This window comes from Salmonella sp. WC3 (genome assembly GCF_042932255.1).
In the GTDB taxonomy this organism is placed as follows: Bacteria; Pseudomonadota; Gammaproteobacteria; order Enterobacterales; family Enterobacteriaceae; genus Salmonella; species Salmonella enterica.
Genome location: NZ_CP170629.1, coordinates 3048367 through 3068903 on the forward strand (window position 1 = coordinate 3048367; position 20537 = coordinate 3068903).

At 40.5% G+C, this 20537-nt stretch carries 17 protein-coding genes and 1 pseudogene; all 18 read right to left on the reverse strand.

Annotated features, from left to right (window positions below):
• Window positions 1–32: 32 nt before the first annotated feature.
• The 18 genes and pseudogenes from ACFK9X_RS15065 to wcaM all read right to left on the reverse strand — a co-directional run bounded on the left by ACFK9X_RS15065 (window position 33) and on the right by wcaM (window position 20535).
• Window positions 33–1463: an undecaprenyl-phosphate galactose phosphotransferase gene (locus ACFK9X_RS15065; protein WP_151116888.1), complete on the reverse strand. Its 1431-nt coding sequence runs from the start codon at window positions 1461–1463 to the stop codon at window positions 33–35.
• 71 nt (window positions 1464–1534) lie between these two features.
• Entirely contained in the window at window positions 1535–2968 is a 1434-nt protein-coding gene (gene rfbK / locus ACFK9X_RS15070; RefSeq protein WP_151116890.1) for an O-antigen biosynthesis phosphomannomutase RfbK, read from the reverse strand.
• The gene (locus tag ACFK9X_RS15075) at window positions 2955–4394 is read right to left on the reverse strand and encodes a mannose-1-phosphate guanylyltransferase/mannose-6-phosphate isomerase (RefSeq protein ID WP_151116892.1); all 1440 of its coding nucleotides are present in this window, start codon (window positions 4392–4394) and stop codon (window positions 2955–2957) included. Before ACFK9X_RS15075 ends, rfbK begins: the two co-directional genes overlap by 14 nt.
• Window positions 4395–5339, reverse strand: coding sequence for an O antigen biosynthesis rhamnosyltransferase RfbN (gene rfbN / locus ACFK9X_RS15080; protein WP_151116893.1), 945 nt, complete (start codon window positions 5337–5339; stop codon window positions 4395–4397).
• Window positions 5340–6401 carry a glycosyltransferase family 1 protein gene (locus tag ACFK9X_RS15085; protein ID WP_001521643.1) on the reverse strand — a complete coding sequence of 354 codons (1062 nt, stop codon included), beginning with the start codon at window positions 6399–6401 and terminating at the stop codon, window positions 5340–5342.
• A gap of 320 nt (window positions 6402–6721) precedes the next feature.
• On the reverse strand, window positions 6722–7723 hold the full coding sequence (rfbV, locus tag ACFK9X_RS15090) for an abequosyltransferase RfbV (protein ID WP_000908622.1): 1002 nt from the start codon (window positions 7721–7723) through the stop codon (window positions 6722–6724).
• 4 nt (window positions 7724–7727) lie between these two features.
• Window positions 7728–9020 (reverse strand): MATE family efflux transporter, encoded by a 1293-nt coding sequence (locus tag ACFK9X_RS15095; RefSeq protein ID WP_151116895.1) that lies wholly within the window; start codon window positions 9018–9020, stop codon window positions 7728–7730.
• 81 nt (window positions 9021–9101) lie between these two features.
• Window positions 9102–10001 (reverse strand): CDP-abequose synthase, encoded by a 900-nt coding sequence (locus tag ACFK9X_RS15100; protein WP_000143399.1) that lies wholly within the window; start codon window positions 9999–10001, stop codon window positions 9102–9104.
• Window positions 10002–10028: 27 nt separating this feature from the next.
• Window positions 10029–11342 carry a lipopolysaccharide biosynthesis protein RfbH gene (rfbH, locus tag ACFK9X_RS15105; protein ID WP_151116897.1) on the reverse strand — a complete coding sequence of 438 codons (1314 nt, stop codon included), beginning with the start codon at window positions 11340–11342 and terminating at the stop codon, window positions 10029–10031.
• Between the two features lie 26 nt (window positions 11343–11368).
• Complete coding sequence (rfbG, locus tag ACFK9X_RS15110) at window positions 11369–12448, reverse strand: CDP-glucose 4,6-dehydratase (RefSeq protein ID WP_000565903.1); 1080 nt, start codon at window positions 12446–12448, stop codon at window positions 11369–11371.
• 4 nt (window positions 12449–12452) lie between these two features.
• Entirely contained in the window at window positions 12453–13226 is a 774-nt protein-coding gene (gene rfbF / locus ACFK9X_RS15115; RefSeq protein ID WP_000648783.1) for a glucose-1-phosphate cytidylyltransferase, read from the reverse strand.
• Window positions 13223–14216 (reverse strand): annotated as a pseudogene (locus ACFK9X_RS15120) (CDP-6-deoxy-delta-3,4-glucoseen reductase). The gene rfbF and the pseudogene ACFK9X_RS15120 overlap by 4 nt, the downstream one beginning before the upstream one ends.
• 5 nt (window positions 14217–14221) lie before the next feature.
• Complete coding sequence (gene rfbC, locus ACFK9X_RS15125; RefSeq protein ID WP_000973709.1) at window positions 14222–14773, reverse strand: dTDP-4-dehydrorhamnose 3,5-epimerase; 552 nt, start codon at window positions 14771–14773, stop codon at window positions 14222–14224.
• Window positions 14774–15652, reverse strand: coding sequence for a glucose-1-phosphate thymidylyltransferase RfbA (rfbA, locus tag ACFK9X_RS15130; RefSeq protein WP_151116901.1), 879 nt, complete (start codon window positions 15650–15652; stop codon window positions 14774–14776).
• Window positions 15653–15699: 47 nt separating this feature from the next.
• On the reverse strand, window positions 15700–16599 hold the full coding sequence (gene rfbD, locus ACFK9X_RS15135; RefSeq protein WP_001023661.1) for a dTDP-4-dehydrorhamnose reductase: 900 nt from the start codon (window positions 16597–16599) through the stop codon (window positions 15700–15702).
• A complete protein-coding gene (gene rfbB / locus ACFK9X_RS15140) occupies window positions 16599–17684 on the reverse strand; it encodes a dTDP-glucose 4,6-dehydratase (protein WP_024158618.1) in 1086 nt (361 codons plus the stop codon). The genes rfbD and rfbB overlap by 1 nt, the downstream gene beginning before the upstream one ends.
• A 376-nt stretch (window positions 17685–18060) precedes the next feature.
• Window positions 18061–18954: a GalU regulator GalF gene (gene galF, locus ACFK9X_RS15145; RefSeq protein ID WP_151116903.1), complete on the reverse strand. Its 894-nt coding sequence runs from the start codon at window positions 18952–18954 to the stop codon at window positions 18061–18063.
• Between the two features lie 177 nt (window positions 18955–19131).
• A complete protein-coding gene (gene wcaM, locus ACFK9X_RS15150) occupies window positions 19132–20535 on the reverse strand; it encodes a colanic acid biosynthesis protein WcaM (RefSeq protein WP_151116905.1) in 1404 nt (467 codons plus the stop codon).
• Window positions 20536–20537: the final 2 nt, after the last annotated feature.

Sequence of the window (20537 nt, forward strand, 5' to 3'; positions counted from 1 at the left end):
ATACAATTATTATTCAGTACTTCTCGGTAAGCTTAATACGCACCATCTCGCCGCAAAACAACTTTCGCTGTTTTAAACAGAATGGCAATATCATTCCAAAGCGTCCAGTTTTTAACATACCAGGAATCAAAATAAACACGAGTGTCATAATCAACATCATTACGCCCACTCACTTGCCATAGACCTGTCATGCCCGGCTTTGCCATCAAATAATAATCAACATCATCACAATAACGCTCCAGTTCATCCGAAACGATAGGTCGTGGTCCAACCAGGCTCATATCACCTTTTAGTACATTAAAAAGTTGTGGCAACTCATCAAGGCTAGTTTTACGTATAAATCGACCTACAGCTGTGATTCGAGGATCATTTTTCAGTTTAAAATCTTTCTCCCATTCAGCCCTGGCAATAGGATCGTTAGCCAAAAGTTCTTTTAGTACCTCTTGAGAATTCATAACCATAGAACGAAATTTGTAGCATGGAAAAAGTTTTCCATGCCGACCTACTCGCTGGTGACCATAAATAGCCGGACCACCATCTCGAGTAACTTTATACCACAGATAAATCATAAGTGGTGATGCAATTATAAGAATCATTATTGAACAAACAATATCAAATGTCCGTTTGAGAAAACGGGACGACCTTTTAGCCAAGTTATTTTGTATCCTTAATAACATAACTTCATGGCTAAAGATAAAAGACATATCAGTATTATATAATGGCAATCCTCTAAACGAGGGGACTACAGTAACAGAACGACAATGATGTTTTGAAAGTTCACGTAGCCAAAAATGTGTTTTCTCCAACTCGGTGTATTCATAAGCAAGGATATAATGGACATCACCTGTACGATTTAAATCCCAAATAATCTCAGTATCCTTTATCACCGGCAACATATTTATTTCAGCATCTGACGCATCCGTATCAAAAAAAGCGATAACATCAAACCCCATCATCTCCTCACTTTGCAGCGCAGAATATGCACCACGAGCATTCTGTCTGCTCCCCAGGATGATAGTTTTTTTCTTCCAGATACCTAGCTTGTTCAATAAATGCTTTGTAAGTGCGCGAAAAAAAGGCACCAGGATTAGGGCAAAAGTCCAACAAAACACCCAGACATAGCGTGAAAACTGCCATTTTGTAAACGCTATCAGAGCCAAATCAAATATAGCAAAAATAACGATCGTACGAAAAATTTCTTTTAACTCATACCAAAATGGCTTGCGGTATGTATAATGTCGCAAACGAATCCAAAACCAACCGACACATACTACTGACAAAATAAAATGCGTAATAACTCTTGTATCTAATTGGTCTTGAGGAATAAATCGCTGTACTTGATCAAAAATAAAATAGACACATCCTAATGAAAACCATAAGGCTAAATTAAAAAAAATCAAATCCGATATAGCCAAAAAAATTTTACATAGCTGTGGATTATACTTATTATCAATATTATCCATTTAATCCTCACCCTCTGACCGTGCATAATATAAATAAAATAGGCATATTAAGTAAATAACATTCAATTTTTTTACAGCAAGCATCGTTTTTTAATATTAGCAAGCGTTGTATTTACAAGATCCTGAGCTCTATTTAATAAATTAGCTTCTGCATAGCAGCGTAACTCAGGTGCATTACCAGAAGCGCGCAAATGCACAATACATCCATCACGTAAAGTAATTCGCATACCATCTGTCATATCTGTAGAAATTGCACCTTCATTCTCCAAACCAATATAGCTTAAGAGGTTGCTCAGATTTTCTCTGCCCATACTAATTAAGGATTGACTTTTATCAGTTGTAATCCCCTGTAATCTGTCAGAATGGGTGTAACGAGTTGGGAGTTCATTGACTAAAGCGCTAATGCTGGTATTCCTACTTTTGTAAAGCAGCATTATTGCTGGTAATACAGCATCACGAGTTGGTAAGGCATGAAGATTCTGCTCGTTAATACAGATGTCGCTTCCTAATAAAAAACCGCCATTGGCTTCAAAACCGACAATACGACTATAACTCCGCGATAATTCATTAAAAGCTTCGATAACATAAGGCGAGCCAATTTTTGTAAGCTTAACATGTTTAAAAAAGCGGCCAGAAGAAATTATGCTGTTACAACTAACAGGAATAGCGACGGCTTCTGCATCCAATGCAAGTGAACATAATAGACCTAGTATATCGCCTCTTAGCCACTCACCGGCCTCATCAGCAATAAGAGGGCGATCACCATCCCCATCTGTCGAGAATATGGCATCTAAATCGAACTCTTTAGCCCATGAGCGAGCTTTTTCCCGATCCTCTTTGCTTACAGCCTCTGTATCTATAGGTACAAAATTATCGCTTCTACCCAAGCTAACGACTTCAGCCCCCAATGCAATAAATAAAGGCTTATAAAGATCACGCCCAGCGCTTGAATGTTCGTAAATACCAATACGCTTATTTTTCAGGAATGGAGTAGAAAATAAAGATGTATAACGAGATATATAATTAACAGCAGCCATTTCTGAAACTATGAGTTCTTTAAGCTCTAAATGGCTGCACGTATCTTCAACACTAAGGATCGCAGCCTCATCATGTTTCGTGATTTCACCATCAGGACGATAAAACTTGAGGCCGTTCCGCTCGAATGGAATATGACTTCCCGTAACCATTATCGCAGGCATATTGTCAGACATAGACTGAAAGGCCAAAGCTGGGGTTGGTACCACTCCATAAAAAATACAGTTAACGCCTTTATCCGCCAATGCAGCAGCACACGCCTGAGCCATCCCATAACTACTTGGACGATTATCTATTGCCAATGCTACGGTATCAAAGGAAAAATGTTCCTGCATAACGGCAATAAATGAAACCGTAAAAGCAGCACATACCTGAGGTGTAAAATCTTTTACAAGACCGCGAGCCCCACTCGTTCCAAACACAATACCTGATGAATAAATAACATCACGGCTATTATTAACTACGTTCATTAGTCCACTCCTTCGAAAATCCAGAACGTTGTTCTAAACGAATAATATCATCCTCACCAAGATAGGTACCTGATTGAATCTCAATTAACTTCAGGGGGATCATTCCAGGATTTTCCAGCGCGTGAATAGTATTCGGAGGAATAAATGTTGATTCATTTTCAGAAACCATATAAATCTGCTCTCCCTTTGTAACACGAGCAGTCCCGGATAATACTATCCAATGCTCAGCCCGGTGGTGATGCATCTGCGCCACAAATTTCTCACCCGGCTTAACAGTGATACATCGAACGAGGTAATTTTTGCCGCTATCAATCACATTATATTTTCCCCAGGGGCGGAAAACTTCTTGATGTTGTTTATATTCGTTCCTATCATTCCGTTTTAAATAATCGACAATTTTTTTAACATCTTGTACTGTATCTTTATTAGCCACCAGTAAAGCGTCTGTTGTTTGAACAATGACAAGATTGCTTACACCAATCGCACTTATAAACATATCTTCGGAATAAATGTAATTATCATTACAAGCATGTGCGAAGATATCTCCTTTTAAAACATTTCTCTGATGATCTTTATTCGATATATCCCAAAGTGAGGACCAGGAACCCACATCCGACCAGCCAGTGCTCATTGGTATCACCACCGCATGCTGTGTGTGCTCCATAACTGCATAATCGATAGAATCACTCGGGCATGACATAAACTCTTCTTTATCAATACGAATAAAATCAAGATCGGGATTTATATGTCCTACCGCCTTTTCACAAGCTTTATAAATTTCAGGTGATAAATACTTTAATTCGTTTAAATAAGAGCTTGCACGAAATAAAAACATACCGCTATTCCAGTAATATTTCCCTGATTTGAAATAGTCACCGGCGGTATCGATATCCGGTTTCTCCACAAATTCAGCCACTGCATAAGCGTCATTTCCTATCAACTCACCACGACGAATATATCCATAACCCGTTTCAGCATGCGTTGGAACAATACCAAAAGTTACAAGCTTACCATTTGCAGCGTATTCTTCAGCATGTCTGACAGCTTTCGTAAAAGCTATTTCATCCTGAATCACATGATCTGCAGCAAGAACCAACAAAAGAGGATCAGCATTATCAGCATTCTGGAGCGCACAAAACGCGGCAAGAGCGATCGCTGGTGCAGTATTACGGCCTACCGGTTCGAGAATAATATTATTTGCTAACTTGTCAATTTCACGGAGTTGTTCAGCGACTAAGAAACGGTGTCTGTCATTGCAAATGACAACGGGTTCTTCTGTAGAAAGTGAAGCTAATCGCTTTATAGTATTTTGCAGCATTGATAGTTTACCTTCAACGCTTAGAAACTGCTTCGGATGATATTCGCGTGAAAGCGGCCATAAACGGCTACCTGTGCCGCCAGCCATAATTACGGGAAGAAAAGACATTTATTTTATCTCTTTTGACGAAGAATATTGGATATTATTCCAATAACTCTTGTACATGCTAAAATAGCGACATGTAGACAACGGTAAAGATTGCCAATGCTTGCCTAATTTGTAACCCAAGAATTTAGCAAAGGTTGTTAATAAAGCTCTTGGAATCCAGAACGGTGCATTTTTAAGCAGGAATTGAATCTCTGATTTTACGAAGCGGAAACCCTCACCACCGGCTCCGCCAAAGTCACGCTGAATCCACGGAGAACAAGCATGAAATACACCAGTATCAAAATATCGTTGAAACTCTTCTCGCGGGGTATAATTATGGGAGTGTCTTACCACCGCTTCAGCGCAGTAGGCGATCTTATAACCCGCCTGAATCATCTTAGCCGCCATAAACATATCCTCGGCAAGAATTGTATGTTCAGGAAACCCACTTAACTCTTCAAAAACGGAACGGCGATAGGCAGCAAAAGAATTGGACATAAATACAGTTTTAATACCCAATTTTTCTATATCTGCCTTACTTTTAACAATAGATTTTGAACTATAATTAAAATTTCTGGCATGCACTGCAAGGGGATTAGCATCTTTATGAGGAAGTTGTCTACCACAAACCGCTGCTATCAATGGATCTGAAAAATAATAAACCAAATTTTTAATTGCATCCGAATCCGCGAGAATTGCATCTTGCGTTAGAAAAATTATAACATCAGCGTCCAGAGTTTTTGCAACTGCTAAATTTCTGGTTCCTCCATGATTAAAATCTTTAGAGTCAATATTAAATATTGATATATTTTTCAGGTCTGAGGCTAACGGAACCGTTTCATCTTTAGAACCTGAGTCTATAACAATCAATTTATCCGGATATATAGTTTGCTGCTTAATCGCATCCAGAACATTAGGCCAAAGCGACCCTGCATTATATGTGGGAATAATTAATGTTATTTTCATTTATTTTGATTCCGCCAACCAATTGCCAACCATCTGCTTCATATTATCAAAGTCATACCGTGCGACATAGTTGTTAAATCGGGAAATTGCATCAGGCAACTGCTCTATATTTTTAATTGCACTCTGCCAGCTTTTTTCATCATCCGGATTCACATATAATGCACCATTGGTTAACACTTCATGAAATACTGGTATATCGGACACTATAACTGGAGTATTTGATGCCATCGCTTCAATAGGAGGTATACCAAAACCCTCATCAATAGATGGATAAACAAGCGCGTAGGCTTTAGAATATAAAATCTTTAATTCATTAAATGAGACTTCATGTAAAAAAGTCACTTTATCTTTTAGCTCCAGATCAACGACCATTTGTTGGAGAGACATTGCATAGTCAGTACGACCACATACAATAATTAAATTATAAGAGTCAGACCAAACTTTTTTATTTTTTATGAATGAATGAATATTTTTATGTGGCCAACTTGCACCAACAGCTAAAAAGTAATTCTCTTTTTCTTTTTTTTGTATAAAATCAGATTTATTAACACTATTATAAATTACTGATATTTTCTCACTATCTACATTATAAGTTTTAGCAATGCTATCTTTAACGGTATAAGATACCGTTAAAACATGCTTACATCGCTTAACGGACATTTTTAATAAAAAGCGAAAATACACTTTCTGAATAAAACTATCTGGATAATAAAAAGGTCTTATATCATGTACGGTTATCGTTTGGTTTCTCAGTAAGGGGATAGTGTGATGTGTAGTACACACCAATTTTTTATTACCAAACTTAATTAAAACCCTCAGCGCAAGCCAGTAACTATATACATACCATACTAATGGTCTAAGTCGCGATGTTTTTGATGTGTTGCTAACAATATTCGGAACAGTAACTACTGCATAACCGAGCTTTTCAAAATAATCAGCGTGTACCTTGCTACAGATTATTGCGTCAACATCAGCTATTTCTCGCAGTGCCGTTAAAAATTTAATCGAGTATTGCCACATTCCCGTACCACTTTTACCTAAACGTGATAGGTTTACGATCATTGAATAGCTCTCCGTTTTTCCATACGCATCTTTAAAGCAATAATCATAAGGATAAATAATATTACGAAGCTTACACTAGGTGTAATTCTTAATAATAGAGTTAATGTAATACCGGCAGTAAAACACTACAAAAACAATCATAAAGAAATATATTATTATACTAACATTCCCAGAAAAAAAACATCTAAGTAGTTAAGCTATCCAAATTTATTTATATATATCAAATATGATTTTTCATTAAAAAGAAAAGTCAGTAACGTAAATCTAGCTGAATCCAGAAAGGTTAAATCTACATTTAATCTCAATATAATAACTTACTACTACTTAATTATCCGTTTAGTAAAATTCTTAAGCACGGTAATATTTTTCACTGCATATGCTAGTTTCCCAAATCGAAGTACAGTGTTAATCATATTTTTATTACAACCTAGCTTTGCATAAAATTCAGATAAATCTCTTTTTTCATCACTATTGCCATAACATGCCATAGCCAAAGTTGTATATAACCATGGTCTCTCTTTTAGCAAAACATTTTCAAATGCTCGTTTTAAAGATATATTTTTACTGTAAAAATCATTAGCTAATTTTAAATATGCAATAAAATCAATTAAAATTCGTCTGGCCTTTCCTTTCTTCTCGAAACTATCATTATCTCCTCGGCATATTACGAGTGGTTTTGATATATAATGCAAAAGGCACCCTGGCGTATTAAATACGCTCATCATGATAAATACATGAGGATAGGAAGTACCAATATAGGACGCATCAAAATCAATGGCATCCCATCGTTCTTTTTTTACTATTAAAGAACTTAGATAGCTAAATACACCACCAATAGATAAGCATCTACTGAGATAGATTTCCCTATCTAAATTATTATTAAACACATAAAGTTCATCATCTGTTCTGAGCCAAGAACGATGAGGATTTCTAATTTCAACTAAATCACACCCGGTCTCTTTTCTGTCACATAAATATATATCTGCTTGAGAATCGAGATAAGTTTGTAATATCGCCAACGAGTCTTTCGCAAGAGCATCATCACTGCCAAATATCCAACAATAATCCCCATTCGCAAGGGATACTGAAGCAAGAAAATTCCTATCTGGCCCAAGGTTAACGCTATTACGCCGATATATTATTGGGAAATTATAATTGTTCCTCCAAACATCAATCATTTCCTCTGTACCATCAGTAGAGGCATTATCTGATATACATATCTCAATATCTAAATTAAATTTTTCCTGATTATTTATACTATTCAACAACTCTTCAAGATATTCTTTTCTATTATAAGTTGGAATACAAAATGATATAAGCATATGATTATCCCTTATTTGCCTTAATTAAGTAAGTTAGTGGAAGCCCCCAAAAAACAGTTAAAGCAAAAGATATAATCAAGCCAAGCAGCACTCCACTGATTCCAAGCGTACTAGAAAAATACCATTGTGCTATTCCACCAATTATTGCTTGTAGTGGTACTAATATCCAAAGTATTTTTAAATAATTCATACTTTGCAATAACATTGCATAAGTGTCACACCAAACGCGAATACAGAAATATATGCCAATTAACAAAAAAGATAAAATAGAAACTTGATAATTAATATCTTTGGCTATTACTGAAAATATCTGTTCTTTAAATAAATAAATAAATATTGTACATCCAACAACATATAGTGAGCCAAGCAAAATATTGACACCTATCATTTTGTTAAGTTTTTTCCATTGCTGTTTGACTCTCAATTCAGCACATATAGGCCATAATGCTTGCAAAATAGCAGTATAAATAAAAAAGACTAAACCAAAAATTTTCATCGTTACTGTATATTGAACAATATCAGCAGGAGTTAGCCTTTGAGAAATGACCATATAATCTGTTTGAAGCACCACTATCGATAATAAAGTAAAAAGAAAAAACCCTGAAGATCTACGTAAAATTGCTATATAATGAGATTTTGTTGTTTTAACATGATAAAGCTTTATGTATCTATATACAATATAGCACAATGAAATCATACCCACTGGAAGATACAGGACTATTAGTGATAATTTTATGTCAACTGAGATCCCCCTATAGTATATATATAGCAAGCCGAGCATACCTATCATATAAGATAATGCGTTTAATAGATTAGCTTTCCACCCGACCAATTCGGCAAAAAGTATTTTATAAGCAATAGCTCCGATTCCAATAGAACTGAAAACCAGACATGAGGTAAAAAAGAGCATTCTGGTTTTGTCCTGTAATATCTCATGAAAAGAAGAAAGATATTTAGCGGAAATTACCCCAGAAAAAATATAAAATAAAGCAATAAAAAAAATAATAGCTATAAAGCTTAGATGTAATGCTGATTTAATATATGCATCATAACTTTTGTTTTTGGCTCTGCATTCTGATATATAATTTTGCAGTCCTGTACCTATGCCAAAATCAACAGCGCTACACCATACTAATAAACCAGTTAACAAACTAAAGATTGCATATTTCTCTTCACCTAGTATAGAAATAAGATATGAAATACTTGCTAACTGCACCCCGGCAATTATTATTTTGGATAACCATGATGAACCTGCAACAATTAAATGACTCGGAATTTTTAACAATTGAACTTTCACTATGCAATTAAACGACTTAGTTTTTACAACATAACGCGACTAATTTGTTAACGATTTATTTATTAAAAGATCATGAAAATCTCATAACCGTTTCAGTAGTTCTTCAATTCCTTTTTTATAATCGAAATTTGGTTTCCAGCCCATTGCTTTTAAATTTTTATTATTTGCTACAGAGAACATTATTTCATTATCTCTTTGCTCTATCGCACCAAATTCAAATATACTCGATGAACCTGGCATCATAGTATTTTGCAAATAAACCAGAAAATCTTTCAAACTTACCCCAGCACCAGTTCCAACTTGATACTCAGTATATGAAGGTACTTCTTTTCTATTTTCTAATATAGTTAAATAAGCATTTACCACATCATCTACAAAAATAAAGTCTCTTATCTGTTCGCCTGTTGTACATTTCACGCAACTCTGTTTTTTATTTAAGCAGTCGATAATGTATGGAATAAATTTATTTTCACCATCCCCAGGCCCATATACATGCTCTAATCGCATGTTTACAAATGAAATGTCATGCATATTAGCATAATAATGCCCAATTTCATCAAAGTGTCTTTTAGTAATTATATAAGGCCGCATATGTTGATAATTAAAATCTTTCTTGGCAAAAAAACTATCTGTATTTAAAAAGATATCCGCCCGATATTTTATTGCCAAATCAAGAAGCTTTAATGGTTTTATAACATTTGCATCTTCAATATTTATGAGAGATGATGTTTTATGCCCATATTCTGTTGCCAAATGAATGATACCAATTAATGCAGAATCAATTGATAACTCCTCGACTAATAATTCGATATTATCCCAACTGCACCATCTAACATTAGCTAATGCATTACTATTATTTTTTATTACATCTCGAGTGATTGCGACAACTGAAATCCCCGATTTTTTTAGCGCTTCGAGTAAATGCTTACCAATAAAGCCGGAAGCCCCACTGACAATTACATATTCTTTCAAAAAGGTCATCGCAATCACCAGATAGAATAAATTGAATTAGAAATTCAAACCAAAGAACTCTTCAAACTTGCTAACTACATAATCTAAATGCTCTGTAGTCAAGCCTGGATAAATACCAATCCAGAACGTTTGATTCATTATACGGTCGGTATTTGTCAACTCACCCACTACACGATATTTCACATTAGCAAAATACGGTTGGCGAATCAGATTTCCAGCAAACAGTAAACGTGTACCGATTTTTGCTTCATCAAGGAATTTCACCAGTTCGACACGGTTAACACCGCTAGTTTCTTTCAGGGTGATAGGGAAGCCAAACCAGGATGGATCTGATTTCTCTGTTGCTTCTGGTAATTCGAGGAATTCAGTGCAAGATTGCAAGCCCTGTTTCAGATAGGAAAAGTTAGCTTTACGCTGCTCTACAAACTCTTCTACGCGCTCCAACTGAGCCAGACCACATGCTGCCTGCATGTCCGTGATTTTGAGATTATATCCGAGGTGGGAATAAGTATATTTGTGATCATAGCCTTGAGGAAGTGATCCCAATTGCTGACCAAAACGTTTACCGCAGGTGTTATCGCATCCTGGCGCACAATAACAATCCCGGCCCCAGTCACGGAACGACTCAATAATTTTCTTCAGTTCACCTGACTTGGTGAATACAGCACCGCCTTCACCCATTGTGATATGGTGAGCCGGATAAAAACTAACGGTTCCGATGTCACCAAAGGTACCTACCATCTGGCCTTCATAAGTCGTCCCAAGGGCATCACAGCAGTCTTCAATCAACCATAAGTTATATTTATCGGCAATCCGACGAACTTCACTCAGGTTAAATGCATTACCGAGTGTATGAGCGATCATTATCGCTTTTGATTTCTCAGTAACTGCAGCTTCAATGAGAGAGGCATCGATATTATATGTCGGGATATCAACATCCACGAATACCGGTATTAAACCATTCTGGATCGCCGGGTTAACTGTAGTCGGGAAGCCAGCAGCGACAGTAATAACCTCATCACCAGGTTTGAGAGCTCGCTCGCCTAATTTTGGGGAAGTCAGCGCAGTCAGTGCCAGCAAGTTTGCCGAAGAGCCAGATGTAGTCGTTAAAACATGAGGAACCCCAATAAATTCCCCAAGTTTTTTCTCAAAGGCATCATTGAAACGACCAGTAGTTAGCCATCCATCAAGAGACGCCTCAACCATCAATTGTAACTCTTTGGCACCAATAACCTTCCCGGAAGGAGGCACAACGCTTGTACCTGCAACAAAAGGTTTCGGGCTCAATGCCACATTCGCATACTGAGCGACAAGCTGAGAGATTTGCTCACGCAGGTTATTTGCTGTCATTACTTTGATTCCTTAAACTTATTTTCTTAACGAGTAGTTGCAGACATATAGTCGCTGATTTCACGCTTTGAACAAATCAACATATCTTCGCCGCGAATCCATGCTTTATGCCATTTTACGATGCGACCAAGTGTTTCAGTCAATCCCCAACGCGGATGCCATCCTAATTGCATATTTGCTTTAGAGCAATCCAGTTTCAGGTAATGTGCCTCATGAGGATGATTCTCACCATCCAGTAACCAGCTTGCATCATCACCCCAAAGCGTGACCATCTTGTCAACAATAAATTCGACCGTCTTCGCATCTTCATCACGCGGGCCGAAATTCCATCCTTCAGAAAACTTAGCACCTTCTGTATATAAGCGTTGCGCCACCACAATGTAACCAGAAAGAGGCTCCAGTACATGCTGCCAGGGACGGATAGAATATGGGTTTCGAATAATAACCTGCTGGTTATTTTCAAATGAGCGCAGAATATCGGGAATTAAACGGTCTTTAGCCCAATCGCCTCCGCCTATGACATTACCAGCCCTCACAGACGCCAAACCAACGCCATGTTGCTCATAATTTGCAGGATTGAAGAATGAGTTCCGGAATGCAGACGCGACTAATTCTGCACAACCTTTACTATTAGAGTATGGATCGTACCCTCCCATGGGTTCGTTCTCACGATAGCCCCACACCCACTCACGATTGTCGTAGCACTTATCACTGGTGATATTTACGACTGCCTTTATGTTACCTACTTGCTTAACTGCTTCAAGCAAATGGACAGTACCCATAACATTTGTTGAGTATGTTTCGATTGGCTGTTCATAAGATAGGCGCACTAAAGGCTGGGCTGCCATATGGAAAACAATTTCTGGCTTAAATTCTGCAATAGAATTGCGCAGCTTTTCAAAATCACGAATGTCGCCAATATGAGATTCCATAAGATCATTAAGACGCACTATCTCAAATAAACTTGGAACAGTTGGCGCATCAAGTGCATAGCCTTTTACAATTGCACCCATTTCAGTCAGCCATAGCGAAAGCCAGCTTCCTTTAAAGCCAGTATGGCCGGTAACGAATACACGTTTACCTTGCCAAAAATTTTTATCAATCATCTACTTACTCCCAGGTTTTCCACGGAGCTTTACCTTTTTCCCACAGCCCTTCGAGGTAAACTTTATCACGTAGGGTATCCATCGGCTGCCAGAAACCTGGGTGTTCAAAAGCCATTAACTCCCCCTGTTGTGCCAATGTCATTAATGGCTCTTGTTCCCAGGTTGTTGCATCGTTATCGATGAGATCGATAACCGATGGATTCAACACAAAGAAACCACCATTGATCATTGCCCCATCGCCTTTCGGTTTTTCCTGGAATGACCGGACCTGACCAGCTTGGATATCTAATGCGCCAAAGCGTCCTGGTGGAAAAGTAGCTGTTAAAGTCGCTTTCTTACCGTGAGCCTTATGGAAATCGATAGTCGCTTTGATATCAAGGTCGGCAACGCCATCACCATAAGTAAACAGGAAAGCCTCGTCATCTTTTACGTATTCAGCAACACGTTTCAGACGACCACCAGTCATTGAAGAATCACCCGTATCAACCAATGTGACATTCCATGGTTCAACACGTTTATGGTGAACTTCCATACGGTTTTCAGCCATATGGAATGTTACATCTGACATGTGAAGGAAGTAGTTCGCAAAATATTCTTTAATCACATATCCTTTATAACCACAGCAGATAATAAAATCCTTGATACCATGCACAGAATACATTTTCATAATGTGCCAAAGAATAGGCTTGCCACCAATTTCTACCATCGGTTTTGGTTTTACAATTGTTTCTTCACTTAGTCTGGTACCAAGTCCACCAGCCAGGATGACCGCTTTCATAAATTATCCTCAATATTATTTAGATGCGGTAAATGCATCAGAATAGAAATGTTCTACAGAGAGATTTTTCATCATAAAGTCCTTTTTACTGGCATCGATCATCACAGGTGAACCACATGCATATATATCGAAGAACTCTAGAGAATCAAAATCATCCATCACGGCATGATGGACAAATCCCTTTCTTCCCCCCCATTCGGCATCATCACCAGAAACAACAGGGATATAATGAACGTTGTCGTGCTGTTCACTCCACTGCTGCGGTAATGCAGAGTAAAAATCTTTACTATATTGCATTCCCCAGTAAATGTAGATCTCACGACGACATTTTCCCTGAATGAGATGCTCAACCATTGATTTAACTGGAGCGAATCCAGTACCGCCTGCAAGGAAGATTATAGGTCTGTCACTTTCACGAATAAAAAATGTTCCGCAAGGCCCTTCAATGCGCATAAGAGTATTTTCTTGTAACTCCCCAAAAATGAGCGAACTCATCTGACCATTGGGAACATTCCTTACATGCAACTCAATACCATTCGACTCATCACTATTAGCGATAGAATAACTGCGAGTTACACCTTTATAATGTAAATTGATATACTGCCCTGGAAGGAAGCCAATTTTTGCTGTTGGTGGTGTGCGTAACTTCAAAGTCATAACATCGCCTGAAACCAGTACAGCACTATTTACCTTGCATGGGACAATTTTTTTTGTCTGTCCAGCTAGTTCAGGAAAAAAATGCGCATTTAGCTCAAGGGCGGTTTTAGGTTTACAGCAGCAGGTTAGTATTTTATCACCCTGTCCCAAAATATTACCTTTGGAGTCAACAACTTCTCCCGCCAACAAATCGGACTCACAGATACCACAATCACCCGCTTTGCAGCTATGTTCAAGATGGATGCCAGCCGATAGCGCAGCATCGAGGATTGATTCATCCTCTCTACCGGAAAATTCAATATTTGATGGAAAAATCTTAATAATATGAGACACGATGCTTACTCTGTTAACAAGGCTTGATGCAGTAAAGGTGCTGCAGCATCTTTTGCTGAAAGCTCAGGCAGCTGAGAAAAAGGCCATTCAATACCTATTGTCTCATCATTCCATAAAATGCTACCTTCCGATGAAGGTGAGTAATAATTAGTTGCTTTGTACAGAAACTCTGCATACTCACTAAGAGTAACAAAACCATGAGCAAAACCTTCTGGAATCCAAAGCTGTCGCTTATTCTCAGCAGATAGATTTACGCCAACCCATTGACCAAAAGTAGGCGATTCTTTTCGGATATCGACCGCAACATCAAAAACCTCACCGACAGCACAACGAACTAACTTCCCCTGTGCATTTTCTCCTCTCTGAAAATGTAGCCCTCTGAGTACGTTCTTTTTGGATTTTGAATGATTATCTTGAACAAATGTAACTTTACGTCCAATCAACTCTTCAAAGGTCTGCTGGTTATAACTTTCAAAAAAGAATCCCCTCTCATCGCCAAAAACTTTAGGCTCTAAGATCAAGACATCTGGTATTGCTGTTTTAATCACAATCATCACTTATAAACCTTTCACCATCTTCAGCAAATATTTGCCATAATCATTTTTTGATAATGGCCCGGCCAGTTCTATAACCTGTTGTGCATTTATAAAATTTTTACGAAATGCGATCTCTTCCGGGCAGGACACTTTTAGCCCCTGGCGTTCTTCGATGGTTGCAATAAAATTACTGGCCTCTATCAAACTCTGATGCGTCCCTGTATCCAGCCAGGCATAACCGCGCCCCATCATGGCGACAGACAATCTTCCCTGATCCATATAGATACGGTTAATATCCGTGATTTCTAACTCACCGCGAGCGGAAGGCTTAAGATTTTTCGCCATCTCCACCACGCTATTATCATAAAAATACAGCCCCGTTACCGCGTAATTACTCTTCGGTTGTAACGGTTTTTCCTCCAGACTAACGGCTGTGCCACTTTGGTCAAACTCAACCACACCGTAGCGCTCCGGATCGTTTACATGATAAGCAAAGACGGTAGCACCACTTTCTTTATTAACGGCAGCTTCCATTAACTTTGGTAAATCATGACCATAGAAGATATTGTCACCCAGTACTAATGCACAATCATCATTACCAATGAACTCTTCACCAATAATAAACGCCTGTGCTAAGCCATCCGGGCTTGGCTGTACTTTATATTGAAGATTCAGCCCCCACTGGCTGCCGTCTCCCAGCAGTTGTTGAAAACGCGGCGTGTCCTGTGGCGTACTGATGATCAGGATATCCCAAATGCCTGCCAGCATAAGCGTGGAAAGGGGATAGTAAATCATCGGTTTATCATAAATTGGTAGCAATTGCTTACTTACCGCCATGGTCACCGGATAAAGACGGGTGCCGGAGCCCCCCGCTAAAATAATGCCCTTACGCGTTTTCATTTCCATTTCTCATTCATAGAAAATGCCCTGATGGGCATTTAAATTTATCAGATGGTTGTCGTCGTAAACATTTCAGTCAGCATGCGCTTAACTCCTAATTCCCATTGCGGCAGAATAAGGTCAAAATTACGCTGAAACTTTTCAGTATTGAGACGCGAATTGCCTGGTCTGCTCGCCGGCGTCGGGTAGGCGCTGGTCGGCACAGCATTAAGCTCAGTCAGCGCAAGCGTTATCCCTGCTTTGCGCGCCTCGTCAAAGACTAAGGCCGCGTAGTCATGCCAGGTTGTGGTTCCCCCGGCAACCAGATGGTAAAGACCTGCGACTTCTGGATTCTTTAACGCCACACGGATCGCATGCGCCGTACAGTCAGCCAGTAATTCCGCACCGGTCGGCGCACCGTACTGATCGTTGATGACTGAAAGTGTCTGACGCTCTTTCGCCAGACGAAGCATTGTCTTTGCGAAATTATTGCCCTTACCTGCATAAACCCAACTGGTGCGGAAGATAAGATGCTTAGGGCAGTTATCCTGCAGGGCCTTTTCTCCCGCTAGTTTGGTCTTGCCATAGACATTCAGCGGCGACGTAGCGTCCGTTTCCTGCCATGGGATATCGCCGGTACCAGGAAATACATAATCGGTTGAATAATGCACTACCCATGCGCCAGTTTCGTTGGCTGCTTTAGCGATGGCTTCCACACTGGTGGCGTTAAGTAACTGCGCCAGTTCTGGTTCAGACTCTGCTTTATCTACTGCAGTATGGGCTGCTGCGTTAACAATCACATCGGGACGAAGCTTACGAACGGTTTCGGCAACGCCTTTCGGATTGCTAAAATCACCGCAAAACTCTTTTGAATGGACATCCAGGGCAATCAGATTCCCCACTGGTGCCAGAGAACGTTGTAACTCCCAGCCTACTTGCCCTGTCTTACCAAAAAGTAAGATATTCATTACTGGCGTCCTTCATAGTTCTGTTCTATCCAACTCTGATACGCCCCACTTTTAACATTGTTTACCCATTGAGTATTTGCAAGGTACCATTCCACTGTTTTACGAATACCGCTTTCAAAGGTCTCCAGCGGTTTCCAGCCTAATTCGCGGCTAATTTTACCTGCATCAATGGCATAACGACGATCATGGCCCGGACGATCCGCGACATAAGTGATTTGTTCACGATAAGAAGTCGCTTTGGGTACAATCTCATCCAGCAGATCACAGATGGTAAATACCACATCGAGATTTTTCTTCTCATTGTGTCCACCAATGTTATAAGTCTCCCCTGCCTTGCCTTCAGTCACTACCATATGAAGCGCGCGAGCATGATCTTCTACATATAGCCAATCGCGAATCTGATCCCCTTTGCCATAAATTGGCAAAGGCTTTCCTTCCAGTGCGTTCAAAATGACCAACGGAATCAGTTTTTCAGGGAAGTGATAAGGGCCATAGTTATTAGAACAATTGGTAACGATCGTTGGTAGACCATAGGTACGCCGCCAGGCACGGACTAAATGATCGCTGGATGCTTTTGACGCAGAATAGGGGCTACTTGGCGCATATGCCGTCGTTTCAGTAAATAACGGCAGCATAATGCTGTTTTCAACTTCATCAGGATGCGGTAAATCGCCGTAAACTTCATCAGTGGAAATATGATGAAAACGAAAATTATTTTTTTTATCTTCGCCAAGCGCCGACCAGTATTTACGCGCAACTTCAAGAAGTACATAGGTGCCGACGATATTGGTTTCAATAAATGCTGCCGGCCCGGTAATCGAACGGTCCACATGACTTTCCGCAGCCAAATGCATCACCGCGTCCGGCTGGTACTGCTCAAAAATACGCGTTATTTCAGCGGAATCACAAATATCCGCGTGTTCAAAATTGTAGCGATTACTTTCAGAAATATCAGAAAGGGATTCAAGATTACCGGCGTAGGTTAATTTATCAATATTAACTACAGTGTCCTGTGTATTCTTAATAATATGGCGAACAACAGCTGATCCAATAAAACCTGCCCCGCCAGTAATAAGTATCTTCACTTTTCTATTCCATAAGGCGTATTTAATGTGGTATTTAATTTGCCAATAAAAATTAATTGCTCAAGTCGTTACACACGCTACCGCCCCTGGCTCATCAGCTACCAGTGCACTGCGTACATATCGACTTGTTGCAAACCTCGCCCAGCAGGGCAAAGCTCACTAAAACTTAAACGCTAATTGTCTTATTAATTGCATCCGGAAACAAGGATTAATCTTATAAAATCAGCATTAAAATGCTCCAGATAACCCCTTGTTACTTAAGCCCTTTATACAAAACTAAAACGGCAGTCAACACTCGTTTCAGCCAACTTGCCGCTTCGAATGTTCACTGCCGTTATTATGTTTATCACCAACCATTTATCACGGTTGTTAATACTTATTCATGCAAAAGCTGCTCTATGCTCTTACGGAACTTCGCTCCTTCTTTCAGGTTGCGCAGCCCGTACTTCACAAATGCCTGCATGTAGCCCATTTTTTTACCGCAGTCATGGCTGTCACCCGTCATTAGCATCGCGTCAACCGACTGTTTTTTCGCCAGTTCAGCAATGGCATCGGTGAGCTGGATGCGGCCCCAGGCGCCCGGTTCGGTTCTTTCCAGTTCCGCCCAGATGTCGGCTGAAAGCACATAACGGCCTACCGCCATCAAATCGGAATCCAGCGTCTGCGGCTGATCCGGTTTTTCGATAAACTCCACAATCCGGCTGACTTTGCCTTCATTATCCAGAGGTTCTTTCGTCTGGATAACGGAATACTCCGATAAATCACCTTTCATGCGCTTCGCCAGCACCTGGCTGCGACCCGTTTCATTGAAACGCGCCACCATCGCCGCAAGGTTATAGCGCAGCGGATCGGCGGTAGCATCATCGATAATAATATCCGGGAGTACCACAATGAAAGGGTTATCGCCCACGACCGGACGCGCGCACAGAATAGAGTGCCCCAGCCCTAACGGCTGCGCCTGGCGAACGTTCATAATCGTCACGCCCGGTGGGCAGATAGATTGCACTTCCGCCAAAAGCTGGCGCTTAACGCGCTGCTCAAGAAGTGATTCAAGTTCATAAGAGGTGTCGAAGTGGTTCTCAACGGCGTTTTTAGACGCGTGAGTCACCAGCACGATTTCTTTGATCCCTGCAGCCACAATCTCATCGACAATGTACTGAATCATTGGCTTGTCGACGATCGGTAGCATCTCTTTTGGGATTGCCTTGGTGGCAGGCAACATATGCATACCCAAACCCGCTACCGGTATAACTGCTTTCAAATTCATCATTGTTTCTTCCACCTGTAAAATGGTTGCTGAATTATAGCTCTTTAGCTTGTTTTCGCCAGCATGAATTACTCTGCTGCCAGGGATAATGATGGCACGCTCTACATTACGTCTTAGTCGGCACCATAACATTAAGTATGAACAACTTTTTCCCAGGAATTTTCGTAAAAATAGCGGTACTTACCCTCCCCGCTTCGGCAGCGAAAAATTCACTGCTTCGACATTCACGGTTTGGTGATTAATCCTGTCGATATCCACGGAACTCTGCCCGTTTTCATTGATGGCATGAACATTAGCGAGGGAAAGCAGCGTGTCCTGGCGGGCCATAAATTGACCACGGACATCTTTACGCAAATCGAAATGCATTTTTAACGCCGGGCCAATCGCTGAAGTTTGCATCACGTTGATATTACGCAGAAAGAGGTGCTGCGGTTGATTATGCAGTTCCAGCGTAGCACGCGTCATCCGTACATTGGTGATGACGACAAAAGAGGGGGTGTTGCCGGAGGAAATTTGAATGCCGCGTAATTTATAAGCAACCTGGCGATTATCCAACCGAATAGCGTTTAATTTAAAGTTTTGCGGAATTGACAGGTATTTTCCTTTAACGACGCCATAGCCGATGAGCATCCCGGCACTATTCGTCATATCAATATTATCAATGACGAAATTATCACAGCCATAAATTGCGATCGTTGCGTTATCAATACCCGCATTTTTACTGAAATCGGGCGTGATGTTTTTGGCTTTGACATTGCGAATGACGAAATGTTTGCCATTTTCTACGTGCACAAGCTGTCGGCAATCAGATCCGGTAATATTGGCCACCACAAAGTTTTTTACTGCCTGGTCTTCAGGATAACTGTTGTCATAGGTGCTACCCGCCAGCCCGATGCCGATCCCCCAGTTGATTTTGCCATTGGTACAATCAATGCGTTCGATGACATGATCGGAAATCAGGATGTCGCGGTCGTGAATCGCGACATTCCACTCAATGGCGTCCCCCTGTAAATCGCTAAAGCGGCTATGCGTAATCCGCGCGCCATCCATTTGGTTATGAAATCCCTGGCGGAGAATGGCGTAGTTGGCGTGGGTAACGGTGATGTCATCGATAATGAGATTACGCATCACCTGCGGTTCCTTACCGCCGATGAAAATTTGCGCGACGGGGCCAAAGCCGCTCATCGTCACGCCTTTAATCACACAGTCCGACCCGCGAACATCCAGCGTCACATTGTGCAGACTGCCGCCCTGCTCCCCCACCACCTGACACCCGTCCTGCAAAATAAACCGTCCCCGGCCATTCCCACGCACCGCGCCCTGTACCCGCAGCGTTTTTCCCGCCGGAATCGTTATCGCCGCATTGATATTTTCACACACCCATCCTAGCGGCACGACCACAGTCTGTCCGTCGCCGAAGGCCTGTTTGAACGAGGCGATACCGTCATCCGCCGGATAATCCTTAATAACGACAGTCTGGCGAGGTTCACGCGCCTGTACCGGCAAGGCGCGCAGAAAAGGAAGAACAGCAAGCGCGGAACCTGCCGTCAGGAGGGTACGTCGGGAGAACTTATTCACGGGCATAC